General features: G+C 55.8%; 14 protein-coding genes, 2 tRNA genes and 3 rRNA genes. 3 read left to right on the top strand and 16 right to left on the bottom strand.

The window, feature by feature from the left end:
* Positions 1–5: 5 nt before the first annotated feature.
* The 12 genes from SIC15_RS04415 to SIC15_RS04360 all read right to left on the bottom strand — a co-directional run bounded on the left by SIC15_RS04415 (position 6) and on the right by SIC15_RS04360 (position 13,417).
* Positions 6–1,556 carry a 2-isopropylmalate synthase gene (locus tag SIC15_RS04415; protein ID WP_412537142.1) on the bottom strand — a complete coding sequence of 517 codons (1,551 nt, stop codon included), beginning with the start codon at positions 1,554–1,556 and terminating at the stop codon, positions 6–8.
* A 130-nt stretch (positions 1,557–1,686) separates the two neighbouring features.
* Positions 1,687–1,801: ribosomal RNA gene (rrf, locus tag SIC15_RS04410) — 5S ribosomal RNA — on the bottom strand.
* 99 nt (positions 1,802–1,900) lie between these two features.
* A 23S ribosomal RNA gene (locus tag SIC15_RS04405) occupies positions 1,901–4,792 on the bottom strand.
* Positions 4,793–5,093: 301 nt separating this feature from the next.
* Positions 5,094–5,169 (bottom strand) — tRNA-Ala (locus SIC15_RS04400).
* 223 nt (positions 5,170–5,392) lie between these two features.
* Positions 5,393–5,469, bottom strand: a tRNA-Ile gene (locus tag SIC15_RS04395).
* Positions 5,470–5,560: 91 nt separating this feature from the next.
* Positions 5,561–7,100, bottom strand: a 16S ribosomal RNA gene (locus SIC15_RS04390).
* The 16S, 23S and 5S rRNA genes sit together here with 2 tRNA genes alongside, the layout of an rRNA operon.
* A 420-nt stretch (positions 7,101–7,520) precedes the next feature.
* Positions 7,521–7,949, bottom strand: a complete 429-nt coding sequence (locus SIC15_RS04385) for a sulfite oxidase heme-binding subunit YedZ (RefSeq protein ID WP_412537586.1) — start codon at positions 7,947–7,949, stop codon at positions 7,521–7,523.
* A gap of 194 nt (positions 7,950–8,143) precedes the next feature.
* Positions 8,144–9,118 carry a protein-methionine-sulfoxide reductase catalytic subunit MsrP gene (gene msrP / locus SIC15_RS04380; protein ID WP_412537141.1) on the bottom strand — a complete coding sequence of 325 codons (975 nt, stop codon included), beginning with the start codon at positions 9,116–9,118 and terminating at the stop codon, positions 8,144–8,146.
* A 97-nt stretch (positions 9,119–9,215) separates the two neighbouring features.
* Entirely contained in the window at positions 9,216–10,034 is an 819-nt protein-coding gene (gene pssA / locus SIC15_RS04375; RefSeq protein WP_153637182.1) for a CDP-diacylglycerol--serine O-phosphatidyltransferase, read from the bottom strand.
* Positions 10,035–10,123: 89 nt separating this feature from the next.
* Complete coding sequence (gene ilvC, locus SIC15_RS04370) at positions 10,124–11,140, bottom strand: ketol-acid reductoisomerase (protein ID WP_069185199.1); 1,017 nt, start codon at positions 11,138–11,140, stop codon at positions 10,124–10,126.
* Positions 11,141–11,204: 64 nt separating this feature from the next.
* Complete coding sequence (gene ilvN / locus SIC15_RS04365) at positions 11,205–11,696, bottom strand: acetolactate synthase small subunit (RefSeq protein ID WP_008170692.1); 492 nt, start codon at positions 11,694–11,696, stop codon at positions 11,205–11,207.
* Positions 11,697–11,698: 2 nt separating this feature from the next.
* Positions 11,699–13,417, bottom strand: a complete 1,719-nt coding sequence (locus tag SIC15_RS04360; RefSeq protein ID WP_136630115.1) for an acetolactate synthase 3 large subunit — start codon at positions 13,415–13,417, stop codon at positions 11,699–11,701.
* Between the two features lie 521 nt (positions 13,418–13,938).
* Between SIC15_RS04360 and SIC15_RS04355 the strand changes: the two genes are divergently transcribed.
* Positions 13,939–14,394, top strand: coding sequence for a DUF4124 domain-containing protein (locus SIC15_RS04355; protein WP_092034264.1), 456 nt, complete (start codon positions 13,939–13,941; stop codon positions 14,392–14,394).
* A gap of 64 nt (positions 14,395–14,458) precedes the next feature.
* Here SIC15_RS04355 and clpB read toward each other — a convergent pair whose 3' ends face one another.
* The 3 genes from clpB to rluD all read right to left on the bottom strand — a co-directional run bounded on the left by clpB (position 14,459) and on the right by rluD (position 19,081).
* The gene (gene clpB / locus SIC15_RS04350) at positions 14,459–17,035 is read right to left on the bottom strand and encodes an ATP-dependent chaperone ClpB (RefSeq protein ID WP_008170699.1); all 2,577 of its coding nucleotides are present in this window, start codon (positions 17,033–17,035) and stop codon (positions 14,459–14,461) included.
* A gap of 320 nt (positions 17,036–17,355) precedes the next feature.
* A complete protein-coding gene (gene pgeF, locus SIC15_RS04345) occupies positions 17,356–18,114 on the bottom strand; it encodes a peptidoglycan editing factor PgeF (protein WP_092034266.1) in 759 nt (252 codons plus the stop codon).
* The gene (gene rluD, locus SIC15_RS04340; protein WP_008170702.1) at positions 18,104–19,081 is read right to left on the bottom strand and encodes a 23S rRNA pseudouridine(1911/1915/1917) synthase RluD; all 978 of its coding nucleotides are present in this window, start codon (positions 19,079–19,081) and stop codon (positions 18,104–18,106) included. Before rluD ends, pgeF begins: the two co-directional genes overlap by 11 nt.
* A gap of 134 nt (positions 19,082–19,215) precedes the next feature.
* Between rluD and SIC15_RS04335 the strand changes: the two genes are divergently transcribed.
* Positions 19,216–20,049 (top strand): outer membrane protein assembly factor BamD, encoded by an 834-nt coding sequence (locus SIC15_RS04335; RefSeq protein WP_008170703.1) that lies wholly within the window; start codon positions 19,216–19,218, stop codon positions 20,047–20,049.
* 60 nt (positions 20,050–20,109) lie between these two features.
* On the opposite strand, the gene SIC15_RS04330 is transcribed toward SIC15_RS04335, so the two are convergent.
* A complete protein-coding gene (locus tag SIC15_RS04330) occupies positions 20,110–21,780 on the bottom strand; it encodes an NAD+ synthase (protein ID WP_092034268.1) in 1,671 nt (556 codons plus the stop codon).
* Positions 21,781–21,873: 93 nt separating this feature from the next.
* Here SIC15_RS04330 and SIC15_RS04325 point away from each other — a divergent pair, with 93 nt between their 5' ends.
* Complete coding sequence (locus SIC15_RS04325; RefSeq protein WP_092034270.1) at positions 21,874–23,529, top strand: sensor histidine kinase; 1,656 nt, start codon at positions 21,874–21,876, stop codon at positions 23,527–23,529.
* The last annotated feature ends 1 nt before the right edge of the window (position 23,530 follow it).

Genomic DNA, 23,530 nt, shown 5'->3' with positions numbered 1-23,530 from the left:
AACGCTCACACATCAGCAACCTGGGGATGCTGTCGAATTCCGCCCTTACTAATCAGGTTCAGAGCCTCTATGTAGGCTTTGGCGGACGCAATGATGATATCAGTATCCGCACCCACGCCGTTAACGATCCGACCACCGCGTTCCAGGCGCACAGTCACTTCGCCCTGGGCATCGGTGCCGCTGGTGATGTTGTTTACGGAATACAGTTGGAGATTGCAGCCTGAATCCACCAGAGATTCGATTGCCTTGAAGGTCGCATCGACCGGACCGCTACCTTCCGCCTCGACCTTATGTTCTTTGCCGTCCACAGTGAGCGTCAGATTGGCCTTGGGCACGACACCGGTCTCAGAGCATACCTGCATGCAGACCAGCCCATACCGGCCGTCTTCCTCTTTCTGGCGAGTATCGCTGGCAATCGCCTGCAGATCCTCGTCGAAAATTTCGTGCTTGAGATCAGCGAGTGCCTTGAACCGTGTGAACGCTTCATTCAGTTCGGTTTCGGTCTCAAACTGGATCCCGAGTTCTAGCAAACGGGTACGGAACGCGTTACGCCCCGAATGTTTACCCAACACAAGACTGTTGGTGTGCCAGCCCACATCCTGCGCCCGCATGATCTCGTAGGTTTCCCTGTGCTTCAGTACCCCATCCTGGTGAATGCCCGATTCATGGGCGAAGGCATTGGCACCCACGATCGCCTTGTTGGGCTGAACAGGAAACCCGGTGATGGTGGAAACCAGCCGCGACGCGGGCACGATGTGCTGGGTATCAATGCGAGTGTCGATGTTGAACAGGTCCTGACGGGTACGGACCGCCATCACGATTTCCTCAAGCGCCGCATTACCGGCTCGCTCACCTAACCCATTGATGGTGCACTCAACCTGGCGAGCGCCCTGGGAGACCGCCGCTAGTGAATTTGAGACAGCCAGACCCAGATCGTTATGGCAATGTACCGAAAAAATGGCTTTATCGGCGTTGGGGATCCGGTTCATGAGCTGACGGATGGTTTCACCGAACTGCTCTGGGATCGCGTAGCCCACGGTATCGGGAATGTTGATCGTGGTGGCGCCTGCATCAATGGCTGCCTCAATGATCCGGCACAGGAAGTCCAACTCCGAGCGCCCTGCGTCTTCGCACGAAAACTCAACGTCATCCACATGGCTTCTAGCACGCTTTACTGATCGAACCGCCTGCTCAATCACTTCATCCGGCTGCATCTGCAACTTGTGCTTCATGTGAATAGGCGACGTGGCGATGAACGTATGTATACGACCGCGTTGTGCCGGCCGGATAGCTTCCGCTGCGCGGTCGATATCCTTATCAAGCGCTCTGGCGAGACTGCAGATCGTGGAATCCTTAATGGTTTCTGCTATCCCTTTCACCGCCTCGAAATCACCCTGGCTCGCAATCGCGAATCCTGCCTCGATAACGTCGACCCGAAGCTTTTCCAGCGCTTTCGCAATGCGGAGCTTCTCCGCTTTATTCATTGTGGCACCGGGGCTTTGCTCACCATCGCGGAGCGTTGTATCAAAGATGACCAGATGATCAGTGGCAGGCATTGGGTGACTCCATTGTCAGAGTTTGTTCTTTGTGGAGGAAGTATATCACCGGGTTGTGGTGAGTGAGGGCGTGATTTTCAGGCAATAAAAAACCCCAGCATCGAGGATGCTGGGGTTTTTGGTGTTAGGAGCCTGACGATGACCTACTCTCACATGGGCAACGCCACACTACCATCGGCGCTGGTCTGTTTCACTTCTGAGTTCGGGATGGGATCAGGTGGTTCCAGACCGCTATGGTCGTCAGGCAAAACGGTTGATCACTGGGGGACGGGATAGAACGGAGTGAAGTTGATTTCGTTTGAGCGGTTAGGCTCTGCGTTATCCGCAATTGTCTTGGGTGTTATATAGTCAAGCCGCACGAGCAATTAGTATCGGTTAGCTCAACGCCTCGCAGCGCTTACACACCCGACCTATCAACGTCCTGGTCTTGAACGGCTCTTCAGGGACCTCGAGGGTCCAGGGAGATCTCATCTTGGAAGGGGCTTCCCGCTTAGATGCTTTCAGCGGTTATCCTGTCCGAACATAGCTACCGGGCAATGCGACTGGCGTCACAACCCGAACACCAGAGGTTCGTCCACTCCGGTCCTCTCGTACTAGGAGCAGCTTTCCTCAAATCTCCAACGTCCACGGCAGATAGGGACCGAACTGTCTCACGACGTTCTAAACCCAGCTCGCGTACCACTTTAAATGGCGAACAGCCATACCCTTGGGACCGGCTTCAGCCCCAGGATGTGATGAGCCGACATCGAGGTGCCAAACACCGCCGTCGATGTGAACTCTTGGGCGGTATCAGCCTGTTATCCCCGGAGTACCTTTTATCCGTTGAGCGATGGCCCTTCCATACAGAACCACCGGATCACTATGACCTACTTTCGTACCTGCTCGACGTGTCTGTCTCGCAGTTAAGCGGGCTTGTGCCATTACACTAACCGCATGATGTCCGACCATGCTTAGCCCACCTTTGTGCTCCTCCGTTACGCTTTGGGAGGAGACCGCCCCAGTCAAACTACCCACCACACAGTGTCCTCATCCCCGATAAGGGGACCAAGTTAGAACCTCAAACATGTCAGGCTGGTATTTCAAGGTTGGCTCCATGAGAACTGGCGTTCCCACTTCAAAGCCTCCCAGCTATCCTACACAAACATGCTCAAAGTTCACTGTGAAGCTATAGTAAAGGTTCACGGGGTCTTTCCGTCTAGCCGCGGATACACCGCATCTTCACGGCGATTTCAATTTCACTGAGTCTCGGGTAGAGACAGCGCCCCCATCGTTACGCCATTCGTGCAGGTCGGAACTTACCCGACAAGGAATTTCGCTACCTTAGGACCGTTATAGTTACGGCCGCCGTTTACCGGGGCTTCGATCAAGAGCTTCGCGCAAGCGCTAACCCCATCAATTAACCTTCCGGCACCGGGCAGGCGTCACACCGTATACGTCCACTTTCGTGTTTGCACAGTGCTGTGTTTTTAATAAACAGTCGCAGGGGCCTGGTATCTTCGACTGGTCTCAGCTCCACCCGCAGGGGCTTCACTTACTGCCAGCGTGCCTTCTCCCGAAGTTACGGCACCATTTTGCCTAGTTCCTTTACCCGAGTTCTCTCAAGCGCCTTGGTATTCTCTACCTGACCACCTGTGTCGGTTTGGGGTACGGTCTCGAATAGCCTGAAGCTTAGAAGATTTTCCTGGAAGCATGGCATCAATGACTTCCCGCTCTATGAGCAGTCGTCGTCACGTCTCGGGATTGTGGACCCGGATTTGCCTAAGTCCACTCCCTACTCGCTTAAACCGGGACAACCGTCGCCCGGCTCACCTAGCCTTCTCCGTCTCTCCATCGCAGCTATCCAAGGTACGGGAATATTAACCCGTTTCCCATCGACTACACCTTTCGGTCTCGCCTTAGGGGCCGACTCACCCTGCGCCGATTAGCGTTGCGCAGGAACCCTTGGTCTTCCGGCGTGCGGGTTTTTCACCCGCATTGTCGTTACTCATGTCAGCATTCGCACTTCTGATACCTCCAGCATGCTTCTCAACACACCTTCGCAGGCTTACAGAACGCTCCCCTACCCCGCATACAACGTATGCAGCCGCAGCTTCGGTGACCAGTTTGAGCCCCGTTACATCTTCCGCGCAGGCCGACTCGACTAGTGAGCTATTACGCTTTCTTTAAAGGATGGCTGCTTCTAAGCCAACCTCCTAGCTGTCTGAGCCTTCCCACATCGTTTCCCACTTAACTGGTACTTGGGGACCTTAGCTGGCGGTCTGGGTTGTTTCCCTCTTCACGACGGACGTTAGCACCCGCCGTGTGTCTCCCGGATAGTACTCACAGGTATTCGGAGTTTGCATCGGGTTGGTAAGTCGGGATGACCCCCTAGCCGAAACAGTGCTCTACCCCCTGTGGTATTCGTCCGAGGCGCTACCTAAATAGCTTTCGGGGAGAACCAGCTATCTCCGGGCTTGATTAGCCTTTCACTCCGATCCACAAGTCATCCCCTGGCTTTTCAACGACAGTGGGTTCGGTCCTCCAGTGCCTGTTACGGCACCTTCAACCTGCTCATGGATAGATCGCCCGGTTTCGGGTCTATGCCCAGCGACTAAATCGCCCTATTCAGACTCGGTTTCCCTACGGCTCCCCTAAACGGTTAACCTCGCCACTGAACATAAGTCGCTGACCCATTATACAAAAGGTACGCCGTCACGGAACAAGTCCGCTCCGACTGCTTGTACGCATACGGTTTCAGGATCTATTTCACTCCCCTCACAGGGGTTCTTTTCGCCTTTCCCTCACGGTACTGGTTCACTATCGGTCAGTCAGGAGTATTTAGCCTTGGAGGATGGTCCCCCCATGTTCAGACAGGATATCACGTGTCCCGTCCTACTCGATTTCACCAGACTCAGGTTTCGGATACGGGGCTATCACCCACTATGGCGGCACTTTCCAGAGCCTTCTCCTACCAGTTGTCTAGCTTAAGGGCTAGTCCCCGTTCGCTCGCCGCTACTTAGGGAATCTCGGTTGATTTCTTTTCCTCGGGGTACTTAGATGTTTCAGTTCCCCCGGTTCGCCCCTTACACCTATGGATTCAGTGTAAGGTACCGACCCGAAAGTCGGTGGGTTTCCCCATTCAGAAATGCCCGGATCACAGCTTGTTTGCCAGCTCCCCGAGCCTTATCGCAGGCTTCCACGTCTTTCATCGCCTCTGACTGCCAAGGCATCCACCGTATGCGCTTAGTTGCTTGACTATATAACCCCAAGACAACTGTGTTCCATCCATCGATAACCTGGTAAACCAGGGCATCAATAAGTGGAGACAGTTCCTTGAAGCGATATAACAACCACTTCAACGACAACACCGGATAACGCTTGAAATCGCTATCACTTTGACCACTGATTCCGGAGATAATGGAATCAGTAAGTCGTGTTCTATCTCGTCCAATTTGTTAAAGAGCAAATCTGACCCAGTGATCAGAAAGAAGGGCTTCGAACTTCATCAAGTTGAAACACTTGTTTCTGCACACTGCTAACCGAAGTTAGTCAGTAATTTGGTGGAGCTAGGCAGGATCGAACTGCCGACCTCCTGCGTGCAAGGCAGGCGCTCTCCCAGCTGAGCTATAGCCCCAGAACTTGTCCAGCTTCCGTTACTCGTCGTTGCAGCATTCATTCGCATCAGTCATGACCCATCGAGGGTCACTCCTTCACTCATTCAAGCTGCGCCTAGATTAACGTAATCTGTCCTGCGCTCTGCTATCGTCTCCAAGACCAGGATTTTGCTGATCTAGGCGTCAAAGTGCGCCGCATAGCCTGCTATGCAAGTGCTTTGACAACGACGAGCAGTGAAATTCTGGTGGGTCTGGGTGGACTTGAACCACCGACCTCACCCTTATCAGGGGTGCGCTCTAACCACCTGAGCTACAGACCCAAAAACACGGGCCTGCAACGACCCATCTGCTCTCTTTATTCAGCCAACCAAGTAATTCGTGTGGACTCTGACCGAAGCGTTCGGCTTCGTTTAAGGAGGTGATCCAGCCGCAGGTTCCCCTACGGCTACCTTGTTACGACTTCACCCCAGTCATGAACCACACCGTGGTGATCGTCCTCCCGAAGGTTAGACTAACCACTTCTGGTGCAATCCACTCCCATGGTGTGACGGGCGGTGTGTACAAGGCCCGGGAACGTATTCACCGTGACATTCTGATTCACGATTACTAGCGATTCCGACTTCACGCAGTCGAGTTGCAGACTGCGATCCGGACTACGACGCGTTTTGTGAGATTGGCTCCCCCTCGCGGGTTTGCAGCCCTCTGTGCGCGCCATTGTAGCACGTGTGTAGCCCTGGCCGTAAGGGCCATGATGACCTGACGTCATCCCCACCTTCCTCCGGTTTGTCACCGGCAGTCTCCCTAGAGTTCTCAGCCGAACTGCTAGCAACTAGGGATAGGGGTTGCGCTCGTTACGGGACTTAACCCAACATCTCACGACACGAGCTGACGACGGCCATGCAGCACCTGTGTCAGAGTTCCCGAAGGCACCAATCCATCTCTGGAAAGTTCTCTGCATGTCAAGGCCAGGTAAGGTTCTTCGCGTTGCGTCGAATTAAACCACATGCTCCACCGCTTGTGCGGGCCCCCGTCAATTCATTTGAGTTTTAACCTTGCGGCCGTACTCCCCAGGCGGTCTACTTAGTGCGTTAGCTGCGCCACTAAGACTTCAAGAGTCCCAACGGCTAGTAGACATCGTTTACGGCGTGGACTACCAGGGTATCTAATCCTGTTTGCTCCCCACGCTTTCGCACCTCAGTGTCAGTATTGGTCCAGAGTGCCGCCTTCGCCACTGGTGTTCCTTCCTATATCTACGCATTTCACCGCTACACAGGAAATTCCACACTCCTCTACCATACTCTAGCCTGACAGTTCGAAATGCCGTTCCCAGGTTAAGCCCGGGGCTTTCACATCTCGCTTATCAAACCACCTACGCGCGCTTTACGCCCAGTAATTCCGATTAACGCTTGCACCCTCCGTATTACCGCGGCTGCTGGCACGGAGTTAGCCGGTGCTTCTTCTGTGAGTAACGTCAAGGCTGGCCGGTATTAACGACCAACTTTTCCTCCTCACTGAAAGTGCTTTACAACCCGAAAGCCTTCTTCACACACGCGGCATGGCTGGATCAGGGTTGCCCCCATTGTCCAATATTCCCCACTGCTGCCTCCCGTAGGAGTTCGGGCCGTGTCTCAGTCCCGATGTGGCTGATCATCCTCTCAGACCAGCTACGGATCGTCGCCTTGGTAGGCCTTTACCCCACCAACTAGCTAATCCGACATAGGCACATCCAATAGCGCAAGGTCCGAAGATCCCCTGCTTTCCCCCGAAGGGCGTACGCGGTATTAATCCGGGTTTCCCCGGGCTATCCCCCACTACTGGGCAGTTTCCTATGCATTACTCACCCGTCCGCCGCTCGTCAGCGGGGTGCAAGCACCCCCTGTTACCGCTCGACTTGCATGTGTTAAGCCTGCCGCCAGCGTTCAATCTGAGCCATGATCAAACTCTTCAGTTTAAATCATACTGAAACCCGAAGGTTTCAAAATCATGCTCAAGACAAAACTCAATTTCGACGAGTCACTGTCCTGATATTTCATATCCGAAACACCTCGGCCAGCGCCCACACGAATTACTTGGTCAACTTTTTAAAGAGCGTTTGAGCTGTTGCTCAATCAAGGCCGCGTATTCTACATCGTTCCGCTGCCTTGTCAACCGTTTATTTGAAGAATTTTAAAACTCGTTTTCTTCAATACTTTCAAACAGTTGCATCGCTTCGGAAGACCGCCGTGAGTGGCTTGTCCCTCAGAAGTGGTGCGCATTCTACAGGCGTCAGGAAAACTGTCAACGAGGTTTTTGAATTAATTTCTAGCGGTTTCGGTTTCCACGTAGTGAGCTGATCACCAATCGATCACTTTGATCAATCCTTAGACCAAAATCAGCCCCTGGCAAAGGGAATCAACCCTCGAACGCCGTTCCATTTCCAGCGCAATGCCAGCAAACCCACGATGACCAGGCCGTAAGCGACCATTTCGCCAACATCGCTTCTTGCCTGCCAAATAAAATGGACCCAAGCAGCGATGGCGATCAGGTAGATCAGCTTGTGCAGCGGCTTCCAGCTTTTACCCAGCCGCTTCACCATCCCCCTGGTTGAGGTCACAGCCAGAGGCACGAGCATAAGGAAGGAAAGTGCGCCCGCAACAATATAGGGCCGCTTGGTGAACGTCGCCCAAAGATCACTCCACCCGAGTATGAATTGCAGAAACGCCAACACATGCAGTACAGCATAAAAGAATGCAAACAGGCCGAGCATTCGGCGAACCCGGATCCAGCCTGCCCAACCAGACCAGCGCTTGAGGGGAGTCATCGCCAAGGTCACGATTAACAACTGGAACGCCGCAAGGCCGAGTGACTCCGTCACCTCCTGGCCCGGGTCAGGCCCCAGAGACTGCGTTGCGATGCTGATGGCCAATATCAGTAGTGGAACGCAGGCAAGAAAGGCTGCAAGAAGGCGAAAAGCCAAGACAAAGCCAGGTCGATCCACTATTCGAGGACCATTCATCAATAGAACTTGCTCAGGTCCATACCCTTGTACAGGTGGGCCACCTGCTCCCCATAACCATTGAACTTGACCGTCTCCATCCAGTTAGGCGAAAGCAAACCGGAAGGCAGTCTACGTTCACGCTTCTGACTCCACCTTGGATGGTCCACCTCCGGGTTAACATTGGCATAGAATCCGTACTCCTGGGGCGCGAGCATTTCCCAGGTGGTTTTCGGGCGCTCCTCCTGGAAACGCATCTTGACGATCGACTTGATGCTCTTGAATCCGTATTTCCAGGGAACAACCAGCCGGATAGGCGCACCATTCTGATTGGGCATGGTTTTGCCATAAAGCCCGACCGCCAGGAAGCTTAACTCGTTCATGGCCTCATCCATCCTTAAGCCCTCCTGGTAGGGCCAGTCGATGGTGCTGAACAATGAGCGCTGACCCCGCATCTGATCCGGATCATACAGGGTCTCGAAATAGACGTATTTCGCTCCGGAATTGGGTTCAAGCCGTTTTATAACGTCGGCGAGTGGAATGCCAATCCAGGGAATAACCATGGACCAGGCCTCGACACAACGCAGGCGATACACCCGCTCCTGGTATTCATGAGGTTTTAGCAGGTCTTCCAAGGCATATTTACCGGGCCGCCCACATTCACCTTCAACCACTATGGACCAGGGATCAACGCTCATTTCGTCGGCGTACTTGGCCGGATCGCCTTTTCCGGTGCCAAATTCGTAGAAGTTGTTATAGCGGGTCACATCCTCGAACGGTGTTTTCTCTTCATCGGTAGAAAAGCCGGGCATTGCAACGTAATCCAGCGCCTCCCCAGGCACCGGCAGCTTCGCAGCGGATAAAAGACCCGGCACTGAAAGGCCCGCGGCGACGGCCGCAGCTCCAGACATGAATTTCCTTCGATTGAGAAAAACAGCTTCGGGGGTAACTTCTGAGTGGGGCAACACCCAGGATGGGCGATTCTTGATAAACATGGAAAGTCTCCGTCAGGGCGTCAGCCAGCTAAGGCGTTGACCGGAGACTGTGGTGAAAATTCCCGGGCCTCGATGAGAAGGCCCGGGCAGCAAGAACTCAGTCAGCGGCGCCTGAAGCTTTTCGGGGCTTACCACGAAACAGCGCACGAACAGGGCCGGACAACGCGTATATCAGAAATCCGGTAAAGAGTACGGTAGCCGGATCCAGCGCGATCACTACAAACACCAGGACCACAAGCAGAATCGCAGCAAAAGGCACCCGACCACGCAGATCCAGATCCTTGAAACTGCGATAGAGAATATTGCTGACCATCAGCACGCCCGTACCGGCAACCACCACCATGGTAAGCAACGTGAGCCAGGCAGCTGGTTCAAAGAGATGGAAGCACCAGACCAGGCCAGCAACGCACGCCGCGGCTGCGGGGCTGGGCAACCCAACAAAGAACTTCTTGTCAACTGAACCAATCTGAGTGTTGAAGCGGGCCAGACGAAGTGCAGCGCCAGCCACGTAGATAAAAGTAACGGCCCAACCGACCTTATCAAAGGCGTTCAGCGACCAGAAGAAGGCAACAAGGCCAGGGGCAACACCAAAGGCCACCATGTCGGCCAGGCTGTCGTACTCTTCTCCGAATTTGCTCTGGGTGTTGGTCATCCGGGCAACACGGCCATCCAGTCCATCCAGAATCATAGAGACAAAAATGGCAATCGCGGCGTTATCAAACACGCCGTTTGCGGCAGAGACTATGGCGTAGAAACCTGAAAACAGCGAAGCCGTTGTCAGCGCATTGGGGAGCAGATAGATACCTTTTCGGCGAACCGGTGCACCCTCAACCAGCTCTTCTTCAACCACTTCCCCGGCCTCGACTTCGTAGTCCGGGTTCTGCTTGCCGTCGGCGGTTTTTCTTTCTTCAGTCATCTCCATTACTCCGGAAAGCGTTTGGGCGGAGTATATACGAAAAACGCGGCCTCACGGGCCGCGTTTTTCAAAACCAGGCGGAATTCCGCTTAGTTTTTGTCCTTATCCACGATCTTGTTCGCGGAGATCCACGGCATCATACCACGCAGCTTCTCACCAACCACTTCGATATCGTGGGCAGCGTTCTGGCGGCGACGTGCAGTCATGGACGGGTAGTTCAGAGCGCCTTCAGAAATGAACATCTTGGCATACTCGCCGCTCTGGATACGCTTCAGGGCGTTGCGCATGGCTTCGCGAGACTGCTCGTTGATGATTTCCGGACCAGTCACGTACTCACCATACTCCGCATTGTTGGAGATGGAGTAGTTCATGTTGGCAATGCCGCCCTCGTACATCAGGTCTACGATCAGCTTCAGCTCGTGCAGACATTCGAAATAGGCCATTTCCGGTGCGTACCCGGCTTCAACCAGAGTTTCAAAACCTGCCTTGACCAGCTCCACCGTGCCGCCACACAGAACGGCTTGCTCACCGAACAGATCGGTTTCAGTCTCGTCTTTAAAGCTGGTTTCGATGATTCCAGTACGACCGCCACCGATACCGCTGGCATAGGAGAGGGCCAGATTCTTGGCATTGCCGGAGGCATCCTGGAAGATGGCGATCAAATCGGGAATACCGCCGCCGTTGGCGAATTCAGTGCGAACCGTGTGACCCGGCGCCTTTGGAGCAACCATGATGACGTCCAGATCCTTGCGCGGAACGATCTGGTTGTAGTGGATCGCAAAGCCGTGGGCGAATGCCAGAGTGGCGCCTTGCTGCAGATTCGGCTCGATTTCAGCCTTGTACAGCTGAGCCTGGTACTCGTCCGGGGTCAGAACCATAACAACGTCAGCCGCGGCAACCGCAGACGGCACGTCGCTGGTCTTCAGGCCATAGGCTTCGGCTTTGGCGATGGAGGAGGAACCCGGGCGCAGACCCACGGTTACGTCAACGCCAGACTCTTTCAGGTTGCACGCGTGCGCGTGGCCCTGGGAACCGAAGCCGATGATGGCAACTTTCTTGCCCTGGATGATGGAAAGATCACAATCCTTATCGTAATAAACCTGCATGAGAAACCTCTGTTATTTGTGATGACCCCGAGGGGCCATAATGTTCAAAACGTGTTTGAAATTCTTAAAGGCTGAGCACCTTCTCGCCTCGGGCGATACCGGATACACCGCTGCGGACTACTTCAAGAACGCCCGACGTGCCAACGGCCTGAATGAAGCCGTCCAGCTTTTCGCTGTCACCTGCCAGCTGAACCGTGTAGACCGAACTCGTCACATCTACAATCTGGCCGCGGAAAATGTCTACCGTACGCTTGATCTCGGCACGCTGGGAACCAGTGGCCTTCAGTTTGACCAGCATCAGCTCACGCTCGATGTGGGCACCTTCGGTCAGATCTACCAGCTTGACAACTTCGATCAGCTTGTTCAGTTGCTTGGTGATCTGCTCGATCACCTTGTCCGAACCCGTCGTGGTCACGGTAAGACGGGACAAGGTCTCGTCCTCGGTTGGCGCCACGGTGAGCGTTTCGATGTTGTAGTTGCGCTGGGAAAACAGACCAACAACACGTGACAGGGCGCCGGGCTCGTTTTCAAGCAAAACAGAAATGATTCGACGCATGATCAGACCCTCTCCGTCTTGCTGAGCCACATATCCTTCATGGAGCCCCGGGCAACCTGCATCGGATACACGTGCTCAAAGCGGTCCACGTAAATATCCACGAACACCAGATCGTCCTTCATTGCCAGCACTTCTTTCAGCTTGGTTTCCAGATCTTCTTTCTTCTCAATCCGGACACCCTTGTGCCCATAGGCTTCCGCCAGCTTGATGAAATCTGGGAGTGATTCCATGTAGGACTCGGCATGACGGGACTCGTAGTTCATGTCCTGCCATTGCTTGACCATACCCAGAGCCTGGTTATTCAGATTAATGATCTTAACCGGCAGGTTGTACTGCTTGCAGGTCGACAGCTCCTGGATGTTCATCTGGATACTGCCCTCACCGGTAATGCACAGCACTTCGTCGTCCGGATGGGTCAGTTTTACCCCCATGGCCGCCGGCAGGCCGAAGCCCATGGTGCCGAGACCACCGGAATTGATCCAGCGGTTGGGCTTATCGAACTTGTAGTACTGGGCCGCGAACATCTGATGCTGACCAACATCGGAAGTCACGAAGGCTTCGCCGTTGGTCAAGCGACACAGCATTTCGATGACTTCCTGGGGCTTGATCACATCCGGGCTGGTCTCATAGCGCATGCCATGGAATGCTCGCCACTCGTCAATCTGCTTCCACCAGGAAGCAATTGCGTCCGCGTCCGGCTTTTCCTTGGCTTCCTTCACCAGCGACAGCATTTCCTTGAGCACAGCGTCAACCGGGCCAACGATGGGCACATCGGCATCCACGGTTTTGGAAATCGAGGCCGGGTCGATGTCGATATGGATGATGCGCGCGCCCGGACAGAACTTCTCGGTAGCATTGGTCACCCGATCATCAAAACGGGCTCCCACGCAGAGAATGAGATCCGAGTGGTGCATGGCCATGTTGGCTTCGTACGTGCCGTGCATGCCAAGCCAGCCCAGGTGCTGTTTATCGCTGGCCGGGTAACAACCAATGCCCATCAGGGTATTGGTGATCGGATAGCCCAGCAGCCGTACCAACTCAGTCAGCTGATCCGATGCCTTGCCCAGAACAACCCCACCGCCTGCGTAGATAATTGGGCGCTTCGCCGCCAGCATCATGTCGACCGCTTTCTTGATCTGACCGGCATGGCCGCGAATAGCGGGGTTGTAGGAGCGCAGTTTGACCTTCTTGGGATAGGCGTACTCGTAACGCTCGTTCGGCGTGGTCATATCCTTGGGAATATCCACGACCACAGGACCGGGGCGACCGGTCGCGGCAATATAATACGCCTTACGGATAATCTCCGGGATTTCCTCGGGATGACGGACACTGAGATTGTGCTTAACCACCGGACGGGAGACACCCATCATATCGGTTTCCTGGAACGCGTCCTCGCCGATGAGGGTGGACGCAACCTGGCCGCACAGAACCACCATGGGGATGGAATCCATGAATGCGGTGGCAATGCCAGTGATGGTGTTGGTGGCTCCAGGACCCGAGGTCACCAGTACGGTACCTGGTTTTCCGGTCGCACGGGCATAACCGTCGGCCATGTGGACCGCCGCCTGCTCGTGCCTTACCAGAATGTGCTTGACTTTGTCCTGCCTGAACAGCGCATCATAAATATGAAGGGCTGCACCACCCGGATAGCCGTATATGTATTCGATACCTTCATCTTGAAGGGACCGGATCAGCATATCGGCGCCAGACAATAACTCCACGATTTTCTACCCTCTTCTACGAGTGAATGAGCCGGGAAGGCTCCCGGTTGCCTGGATTCACGGTGTCCATGCTTCTTTTGAAAGCGGAACCGGCTGCTCCTCCACACCTTGTTAAGAGGTTGTCTCCTGGCCAGCCGCCCTCCTGAGGGTTGCGGAGAACGGCCAATCAACGGGTTGCACGTAAGCAACAACCATCCCGCGACGGATACGCGGCGCGTTCAGTGTGGTAATTGATGGGGGATACTCGCTCGGGATTGCCTGCCGTATTGACCCCAGTCTTCAGGCAATCGGTAATTCTGACAGCGCGAAACTCCCTGTCAATAGCCGCTGCAGGTTTCTGTGCCTATACTGGCCGAAGGTCTGCCATACTTGACACAAATCCGATACAAAGATTTGAACCAGACAGAAGAAAATCCGCAACACTGGTGGCATGATAGGGAATAATAAGCTGAGAAAAAACGGGCCCGGTTTATCCAGGTTGTCTGCCTGCCCGGGAGCAGTGAACACACGCGAGTAGAGCCATGAACAGAAAAATCCTGACGCTGACCTTATTACTGGCCGTTGTACCAGGTGTCGCCATGAGCGCCTCTGTCTATAAATGGACCGATGAAAACGGGGTTACCCATTTTGGGGACCGGCAGCCTACGGGCTCAAAGGCCGAACGAGTCAATGTTCGCTCCGGCACCTCTTCCGACGCGTCTGGCAACAGGCAGAGCCCCCAGGAGCGTCTGCAGAATATGCAGGAACACCAGGAAGATGAGGCAAGGCAGCGCCAGGAGACCGCCGTTGAGGAGGCCCGCCGGAAACAGCGCGACGCAAATTGCGCGACAGCCCGGTCCAACTTGGAGGTAATTGCCAACCACGCCCGCATCCGGATTGAGGAAAACGGCGAACTGCGCTATCTGACTCCGGAAGAGCTTGCCGAGAAACGGGCAGAACTTGAGCGAATGGCGGAAGATAATTGCGAACCGATGTGAACATGTAAAAATGGGGTCAGATGAAAGCTTTCATCTGACCCCGACTTCAGCTCCGACTCTCGGGTCAGGCTTTGGTGAAATCCAGGTGGTGGTCCTTCACTGTGCCACGAATGACATCACCCGACACAAACTCTCCCTTTAGCAGCCTCTGGGCCAGCGGGTTCTCGATCATCCGCTGGATGGCCCGCTTCAGCGGCCGGGCACCGTAGACCGGGTCATAGCCCACTTCCGCCAACAACTCCATGGCAGCATCATCCAGCTCCAGCTTCATATCCTGCTCTTTCAGGCGCTTGCTCAGAGACTCGATCTGAATCCGGGCAATGCCCTGGATTTGACTCTCCGCCAGCGGGTGGAACACCACCACTTCATCCACGCGGTTGATGAACTCGGGGCGGAAATGAGTGCCGACGACTTCCATGACGGCATTCTTCATGACCTCGTAGCTCTCCTCGCCGGCTTTCTGCTGGATGATGTCCGAGCCGAGGTTTGAGGTCATGACAATGACCGTGTTCCGGAAGTCGACGGTCCTGCCCTGCCCGTCAGTCAGGCGACCATCCTCAAGTACCTGCAAAAGTATGTTGAACACATCCGGATGGGCTTTTTCCACCTCATCCAGCAGCAACACGGAATACGGCCGACGGCGGACCGCTTCGGTCAGGTAGCCACCTTCCTCGTAGCCGACGTAGCCCGGGGGCGCACCAATCAGGCGAGCCACGGAATGCTTCTCCATGAACTCGGACATATCGATGCGAACCATGGCTTCCTCGGTATCGAACAGGAAGGACGCCAGCGCCTTACACAGCTCGGTCTTACCCACACCCGTCGGGCCGAGAAACAGGAACGAACCGTTTGGACGATTGGGGTCGGACAATCCGGCCCGGGAACGACGCACCGCGTTAGAAACAGCTTCAACCGCCTCATCCTGGCCGATAACCCGACCATGAAGCGCCTCTTCCATGCGCATGAGCTTATCGCGCTCACCTTCGAGCATCTTGGACACCGGGATGCCGGTCCACTTGGAGACAATCTCGGCGATTTCCTCGTCGGTTACCCGGTTGCGAAGCAGCTTCATTTCCATCATTTCTGCCTGGCTGGCCATATCCAGCTGGCGCTCAAGCTCAGGAATCTGCCCGTACTGGAGCTCAGACATCTTGCCGAGGTCACCGGCACGACGGGCATTCTCCAGATCAATGCGGGCCTGTTCCAACCGGCTCTTGATCTTCTGGGACCCGTGCAATGCCGCCTTTTCGGTATTCCAGACTTCTTCCAGATCGGCGTACTCACGCTCGACACCGGTGATCACATCGGACAGTTCCGACAGGCGTTTTTTCGAGGCAGCATCGGTCTCTTTCTTGAGCGCCTCACGCTCGATTTTCAACTGAATCAGACGACGTTCGAGACGATCCAGGGCCTCGGGCTTCGAATCCATTTCCATCCGGATCTGGGAAGCGGCCTCGTCCACCAGGTCAATGGCCTTGTCCGGCAGCTGACGGTCGGCAATGTAACGATGCGACAGTTTGGCGGCGGCGATAATGGCGCCATCTGTCACCTCAACCCCGTGGTGAACTTCATAACGCTCTTTCAGGCCCCGCAGGATGGCGATGGTATCTTCCTCACTGGGTTCGCTGACCAGTACTTTCTGGAAGCGACGCTCAAGAGCGGCGTCTTTTTCGATGTTTTCACGGTATTCGTCCAGGGTAGTCGCGCCCACGCAGTGCAGCTCGCCACGAGCGAGCGCCGGCTTGAGCATATTACCGGCATCCATGGAGCCTTCGGCCTTGCCGGCACCAACCATGGTGTGAATCTCGTCGATGAACAGGATGATCTGACCTTCCTGTTTGGACAGTTCGTTCAGAACAGCTTTCAGGCGTTCTTCAAACTCACCCCGGAACTTGGCGCCGGCAATAAGGGCACCCATATCGAGTGACAGAACCTTCTTGTCCTTGAGGCCATCGGGCACCTCGCCGTTGACGATACGCTGGGCCAGCCCTTCGACGATGGCGGTTTTACCAACGCCGGGCTCACCGATGAGAACCGGGTTGTTCTTCCGGCGGCGCTGCAATACCTGAATGGTACGGCGAATTTCATCATCGCGGCCGATTACCGGGTCCAGCTTGCCGGCCTCGGCTCGCTCGGTAAGGTCGATGGTGTATTTGGACAGAGCCTGACGGTTTTCTTCGGCGCTGGCGTCGTTGACGGCTTCACCGCCGCGAACGTCGTCAATCGCTTTTTCCAGGGCAGCTTTATCAACACCCTGCTCCCGAAGTACGCGACCCAAAGTACCCCGATCTTCCAGGGCGGCCAGCAACATGAGCTCACTGGAGATGTACTGGTCTTTGCGTTTCTGGGCGAGCTTGTCGGCAATGTTGAACAGCCGGCCCATGTCATTGGACATGGAGACGTCGCCGGCCGATCCCTGCACTTCGGGCAGGTTTTCGATCTCCCGGGCGATCGCCTGGCGAATGCGTCCGGGCTCTGCGCCGGCCTGCTTGAGCAAGGGTTTGATGGCGCTGCCTTCCTGATCAAGCAGTGCCTGCATCAGGTGCACCGGCTCAATGAAGTTGTGATCCTTTCCGACCGCGATGGACTGTGCGTCCGCGAGGGCGGTCTGCAGCTTGCTGGTCAGCTTGTCGATTCTCATGTGTACTTTCCCCAAATTTCTGCGAATACCATGGTGCCTTGGGTGGCGGATATTCGATTGCTTTGACAGTTAATGTAGGGGCAAGTAGAGGGACTTCAAGCGGGGCGGCGGTGTATTCGTCAGAAAATTGACGGCCGTCAGGTTTGAGTTTGGTGCTGGGTGCAAGGCTGGCGCGAGGCTGCTTTCCAGAACACGCCGTGAATACATCCCTGTAGGCTTGGCTGCAGCATCCATGCTGCAGACAGTTCTGGAAAGCAGCCTCGCACCAGCCACCGGACTTTTCAGCAACCGCCTTGCCACGGCCACTTCAAGTTGGCCACTTAGCTTGTTAGCCAGACCAGCGTGGCCATCCGCCCTGTTTGGCCATCCCTGCGGTATGAAAAAAACCGATCTGAATCCTGAACGGTACACAGGGCACCGCCAGTCACGCTGGAAACACCGAGATGATTTAACCTCAGAGTGGCAAGGGCATAGATATCTGCCATGAAATGACCCGGCCGAGCGCCTTCGGCTCTAAAGGCGAGGACCGCTTTGGGACCATGATCAAGGAAGGCGTCACGCACTTCCGGGCCGACCTCGAAGCTGTCCGGACCGATGGCCGGGCCGAGCCAGGCTTGCAGGGTTTCGGGCGCAACCGCCATCTCGCTCACCAGATTCTCGATAACACCGCCACACAGGCTTCGCCAGCCACAGTGGGCGGCGCCAACAACCGTTCCTTCGCGATCGGCAAGGATAACGGGCAGGCAGTCGGCGGTAAGGATGGCGCAGGCGATGCCCGGATGACAGGTGTAGCTGGCGTCAGCCTCGGCCGTTTGTCCGACGTTGTTCGGGGTTAGCTCAACGACCGCGGTACCGTGTACCTGGTTGAGCCAACCAATACGGGCGCTATCCAGCTTCAAGGACTCGGCGAGTCTTCGCCGATTCTCTTGGACGTGTTCCGGGTTGTCTTCGACGTGACTACCGAGGTTAAGACTGCTCCAGGGTGGAACGCTGACACCCCCGACGCGAGTTGTGCTGACCGCCCGCACTCTATCGGGCGCAGGCCAGTCCGGTTTCAGGGCGTTACCTTCAATAGTCACGGGTTTCCAGCTCCCGGGCGTGTTTGCGCAGAGCTTCAATCAACGCAACCATATCCTCAGGCAAGGGAACCTCCCAGGTCAGGATTTCACCGGTTTCCGGGTGTTCCAGGGTCAATTGCCGGGCGTGGAGGGCCTGACGGTTGAACGCCGAGAGGGCCTCTCTAAGCTCGTCAGTGGTTCCCTTGGGCAGTCTCAGCCGACCTCCATAGAGCGGATCTCCGACCAGCGGGTGTTTTACATGGGCCATATGAACCCGGATCTGATGGGTTCGGCCGCTTTCCAGTTTGCAGCGGACGTGAGTGTGGGCGGCAAAACGTTCCACCAGACGATAATGGGTGACCGCCGGTTTGCCGGAGGCGACGACCGCCATTTTCTTGCGCTCCCGAGGATGCCGGCCGATGGGCGCATCAACCGTTGCGCCGCCGGTGAGGGTGCCAACGACGACGGCCTCGTACTCGCGGCCCATGGTTCGGGTTTGTAGCTGGTCGACCAGGGACGTGTGCGCAATCAGGCTACGGGCAACGACCATAATGCCCGAGGTGTCTTTGTCGAGGCGGTGTACGATACCCGCCCTGGGCAGATTCTCGACCTCCGGTGCGTAGTTCAGCAGGGCATTGACCAGGGTTCCATCGGCATGGCCGGCCGCCGGGTGCACTACTAGGCCCGCGGGCTTGTTGATGACCAGCAAGTGCTCGTCCTCATAGACAATATCGAGGGAGATTTCCTCGGCCTGCCAGCTCACCTGGGCTTCCGGCTCGGCATCCAGCGCCAGGCGATCATCCAGCATCACTTTGTCCCGAGGCTTTCGCGTCTCACCATTCACCGTCAACGCGCCGCTTTTGATCCAGGACTGCAGGCGGGAACGGGAATGTTCGGGCATCAGTTCTGCCGCGGCCTGGTCAAGGCGCCGATCACTCAGTTCCGGCGGCACGACAAAGTTGGCGATGATTCGTTTTTCAGATGACATTAAGCCCCCAGGGCCTGTGTGTGTTACGTTTCGGTCAGATTATTGGAAACAGCGAGGCATTGCTCTGCACATGGAGCCACTTCCCCGCTACAATGACTGCCCTTGAATTAATCGACATTATACGGGATTCCGGAATGAGATCAGGTCTTCGTTTGCTGTTACTTTCCACACTGGTTGTTCTGGTCAGTGCCTGCGCCTCCAACAAGCAGGAGGAAGTACTTCCGGAGAAGACCTACTATGAGAATGCACGCCAGGCCATGACCTCCGGGAATTTCAACGAGGCAGAGGAGAACCTGGATGCCCTGGAAACCTACTATCCCTTCGGTCGCTACGCCGAACAGGCCCAGCTTGATCTGATTTATGCCCGCTACCAGAACCTGGACCTGGAAGGTTCCCGCGCAGCTGCCGACCGTTTTTTGCGTCTGAACCCGCAAAGTGACCACGGGGATTATGCGCTCTATATGCGTGGCCTCGCCTCCTACAACCTGGATATCGGCCTTGCTGCCCGTTACTTTCCGATCGACGTTGCGGCCCGGGATCCAGGCGAGCAGCTGCAGTCTTTCCGGGATTTTTCGGAACTGCTGAGCCGCTACCCGGAAAGCCAGTACGTCGCAGATGCCCGACAGCGAATGATCGCAGTGCGCAATCGCATGGCTGAGCTGGAACTTTACGCTGCCCGCTATTACGTCAAACGCCAGGCCTATGTGGCGGCCAACAACCGGGCGCGGTACATCATCGAGAATTATCCGACCGCAACGGTTACTGAAGAGGCTCTGATTATCCTGGCAGAAACCTTTCGCTTCCTGGATCTGAAAAAAGGTTCACAGGACGCAATCGCCATGCTCCGTACCAATTTCCCGGAAAGTGAGGCATTCAATGCCGACGGCGATTTTGAGGTGGATCTGCTGGAGGGTGAAAACCGTTCACTGACGAACGTTGTTACCTTCGGTTTGATGGGCGACGAGTAAGGGCTCAAACAGCTGAATTTGGGGCCAGATGAAAAGTTCATCTGACCCCGAATACTTCAACTATTTGCCACTCTTCCAGCCGTTGGTGATCGGATAACGCCGGTCCTTGCCAAATCCTCGCTCGGTAATTCGAACACCAATCGGCGCCTGCCGACGTTTGTATTCGTTGATATCTACAAGACGAATAACCCGCTCAACGTCGACTCGCTCGAAACCTTCCGCAACGATCGCATCGGCACTGAAATCCCGCTCTACATACAGATTCAAAATCTGATCCAGTACATCGTAACCGGGCAGGCTGTCTTCATCTTTCTGGTCCGGCGCCAGTTCTGCCGATGGCGGCCGGGTGATCACACGCTCGGGGATCACTTCTCCCTCCGAAAGCGTGTTGCGGTATTTGGCCAGGCGGAATACCAGGGTTTTGGGCACATCCTTGAGCACATCAAAGCCGCCAGCCATATCGCCATAAAGCGTTGAATAGCCCACCGCCATCTCGCTCTTGTTACCAGTGGTCAGCACCAGGGAACCAAACTTGTTGGAAAGCGACATCAGCAGAACACCCCGGAGACGCGCCTGCAGGTTTTCCTCGGTTGTATCCGGTTTGGTGCCCTCAAAAGGCGCTGCCAGAGTTTCCATGAAGGCGTCGTACATGGGTTCAATGGAAAACACATCGTACTGCACGCCCAGGGCAACGGCTTCAGCCTCGGCATCCTCAAGGCTCATGCTGGAGGTGTAACGGAACGGCATCATCACCGCCCGAACCCGATCCTTGCCCAGGGCATCGACTGCGACCGCCAGCGTAACGGCCGAGTCGATTCCGCCTGAGAGCCCCAGAACCACCGACTTGAATCCATTCTTGTTGACGTAATCCCGAACACCGGTCACCAGGGCGCTATAGACATTGGCCTCCAACGACGGTTCTTCCGGCAGCGGCCGGGATACCGGCTGGCAATGGTGCTCGCAGAGGAAGTCAACCGGGTACAGGCCCTCGCCAAATTGAGGAGCCTCCGCCATAAGCACACCCGAATGGTCGAACACCATGGAGCCCCCATCGAAAACCAGTTCGTCCTGGCCACCCACAAGATTCACGTACACGATACTGACCATATTCTCCCGGGACTTTCGCTCCAACAGGGCCTTGCGACGTGCCTGCTTGTCGATATCGTACGGTGACGCATTGAGATTCAGAATCAGACGGGCGCCTGCGGCCGCACAGTCTTCTACCGGCCCCTCCTTCCAAAGATCTTCACACACGGTGATACCTACAGGAACGCCCCGGATATCCAGAGTCAGAACATCCTGGCCTTCGGCAAAGTAACGCTTCTCGTCAAACACCTGGTAGTTGGGCGGGAAGCGCTTGAAATACCGGCCGGTAATCTCGCCACCGTCAATCACAACCGCCGCGTTATACAACAGCGGGCCATGACGAAGGGGAGCACCGATAACGATCACCGGGTCCAGCCGTTCCGCCTGCAACCTTTCCAGCGCTTCGTTGACCCGCACTTCCAGGCTCGGGCGCAACAGCAGATCCTCCGGCGGATAGCCGGTCAGGCAAAGCTCGGGAAAAACCACAATGTCCGCCTGATGCTCGGACGATGCCCGGCGGGCAGCCTCAAGGATAAGCTCGGTATTGCCGGGTATGTCCCCCACCAGAAAATCCAGCTGGGCCATCACCACCCGCAGTTTTCTGGCAGACACCCCGGTCGCTGCCTGATTTCCGGACACGGACATAAATCGGCTCCTGTAACTCATTGCCATGAAAAGGCTATTATAACCCCGCATAGGCGTGGATTTCTTCCGACCAACAGCGGATTCCTGTGAATCATGGCAGCAGATACACCAGCACAATCGACCGAAACGCTCGGCCACCCCCCTTCAACACCGTCCGGTGTGCAGCAGGCAAAGCTATTCAGGATCTACAACCACTACCGCCTGGTGGTGAGCCTGATGCTGGTGGCGCTGTTATTCGTGGACCCAGTCAACTTTGACATGCGTTTCCGGCTGCTGGATTACTACCAGGCAGGCGTCTCCGCTTACCTGGGCCTGAATGCCTTCATCGCCCTGCTTCTTGTGGCCGGCTTTCACCCCAGCCAGCGCCATATAACGCTTTCGATCCTGCTGGATATCCTCATCATGCACGGCCTGCTGCTTGCCAGTACAGGCATTACCAACGGCCTGGCCAACCTTGTGATTGTATCTGTTGCGGCGGGCAACATCCTGACCCCGAGTCGCATGGGAACCTTCTACGCGGCTCTGGCAGCGATCTGCTCCCTGGGCATCTCCGGATGGGCCGTGCTGGCGCTGGGTGAGTCCGCCGATGATATCGTCCGGGCCGGCTCCCTGGGCATCCTTTACTTTGCCGCGGCTTTCGTCCTGCAAAGCATCTCCCGCCGAATGATGCGCAGCGAGGCACTGGCCAGCAGCCGGGCGCGCAGCATTGCCGAGCTGGAGAAGATCAACCAGCAGATTATTCAGCGCATGCGAACCGGCATTCTGGTGCTGGACCGTTTCGGCCAGATCCGTCTTGCCAACGCTGCTGCCGAGGAGCTTTTATATGGCGCGCCAAAAACCTCATTACCGATTCAGGAACGCGCAACCGTGCTGCCCAAGCCGCTCAAGCAGGGCCTGGACGTGTGGCTGAAGGACCCAACACAGCGCATTGAACCGTTTCAGCCCTCACCGACCTCGCCGCTGCTGCAAGCCAATTTCACACAGCTGGACCAGGAGCGGGGCGACCAGATTCTTGTGTTCATTGAGGACATGAGCAAAGTCACCCAACAGGCCCAGCAGATGAAACTGGCATCGCTGGGCCGACTGACGGCCGGCATCGCCCATGAAATCCGCAATCCACTGGGCGCGATCAGCCACGCGGCCCAACTGATGGAAGAATCCCCCAACCTCGAACCCGGCGACCGCCAGATGCTGGAGATCATCCGACGCCACTCCCGACGGGTGAATGGCATCATAGAGAATGTACTGGATCTTTCCAGGCGCCGGGCCGCAAATGCCGATCTGATCGAAGTGGCACCCTGGCTCCAGGAATTTCGGGAAGACTTCCTGCAAACGCAGGACGAGGACTGCACCACGGCGAATATCGTTCTGAAAATCGATCCGCAACTGCCTCCGGCGCGCTTCGACAAAAGCCAGATTGAACAGGTGATGGTGAATCTTTGTGACAACGGTTTACGCTACAGTGAACAGCACTCGGGACAGCGAAAGATCGGCATTCATGCCGGTGCAACCGAAGATGGCGAGCGGGCCTATATCGATGTCCGTGACCAGGGGCCAGGCATTGCACCCGAGCACAGAAACTCTGTGTTCGAACCCTTTTTTACCACAGACAAGACCGGGACCGGGCTCGGGCTTTATCTGGCCCGGGAACTGTGCGAGGCTAATCAGGCCCATCTTTCCCTGGTAGAAGATAACAAGCCCGGCTGCTGTTTTCGCATTACATTTGCTCACCCGGGGCGAATGATCTGAA

It is taken from the genome of Marinobacter sp. MIT932201 (assembly GCF_047123295.1).
Classification (GTDB): domain Bacteria; phylum Pseudomonadota; class Gammaproteobacteria; order Pseudomonadales; family Oleiphilaceae; genus Marinobacter; species Marinobacter salsuginis.
Note: the sequence above shows the minus strand (reverse complement) of the source record. Positions and strands in the feature narration are given on the sequence as shown.

What these genes read in the sequence shown, in the direction of transcription:
- rluD (WP_008170702.1), bottom strand. Translation starts at nt 19,081, where the DNA reads ATGTCATCTGAAAAACGAATCATCGCCAACTTTGTCGTGCCGCCGGAA.
- clpB (WP_008170699.1), bottom strand. Translation starts at nt 17,035, where the DNA reads ATGAGAATCGACAAGCTGACCAGCAAGCTGCAGACCGCCCTCGCGGAC.
- SIC15_RS04325 (WP_092034270.1), top strand. Translation starts at nt 21,874, where the DNA reads ATGGCAGCAGATACACCAGCACAATCGACCGAAACGCTCGGCCACCCC.
- SIC15_RS04415 (WP_412537142.1), bottom strand. Translation starts at nt 1,556, where the DNA reads ATGCCTGCCACTGATCATCTGGTCATCTTTGATACAACGCTCCGCGAT.
- pssA (WP_153637182.1), bottom strand. Translation starts at nt 10,034, where the DNA reads ATGACTGAAGAAAGAAAAACCGCCGACGGCAAGCAGAACCCGGACTAC.
- SIC15_RS04385 (WP_412537586.1), bottom strand. Translation starts at nt 7,949, where the DNA reads ATGACTCCCCTCAAGCGCTGGTCTGGTTGGGCAGGCTGGATCCGGGTT.
- SIC15_RS04355 (WP_092034264.1), top strand. Translation starts at nt 13,939, where the DNA reads ATGAACAGAAAAATCCTGACGCTGACCTTATTACTGGCCGTTGTACCA.
- SIC15_RS04335 (WP_008170703.1), top strand. Translation starts at nt 19,216, where the DNA reads ATGAGATCAGGTCTTCGTTTGCTGTTACTTTCCACACTGGTTGTTCTG.
- msrP (WP_412537141.1), bottom strand. Translation starts at nt 9,118, where the DNA reads ATGTTTATCAAGAATCGCCCATCCTGGGTGTTGCCCCACTCAGAAGTT.
- ilvN (WP_008170692.1), bottom strand. Translation starts at nt 11,696, where the DNA reads ATGCGTCGAATCATTTCTGTTTTGCTTGAAAACGAGCCCGGCGCCCTG.
- SIC15_RS04330 (WP_092034268.1), bottom strand. Translation starts at nt 21,780, where the DNA reads ATGTCCGTGTCCGGAAATCAGGCAGCGACCGGGGTGTCTGCCAGAAAA.
- ilvC (WP_069185199.1), bottom strand. Translation starts at nt 11,140, where the DNA reads ATGCAGGTTTATTACGATAAGGATTGTGATCTTTCCATCATCCAGGGC.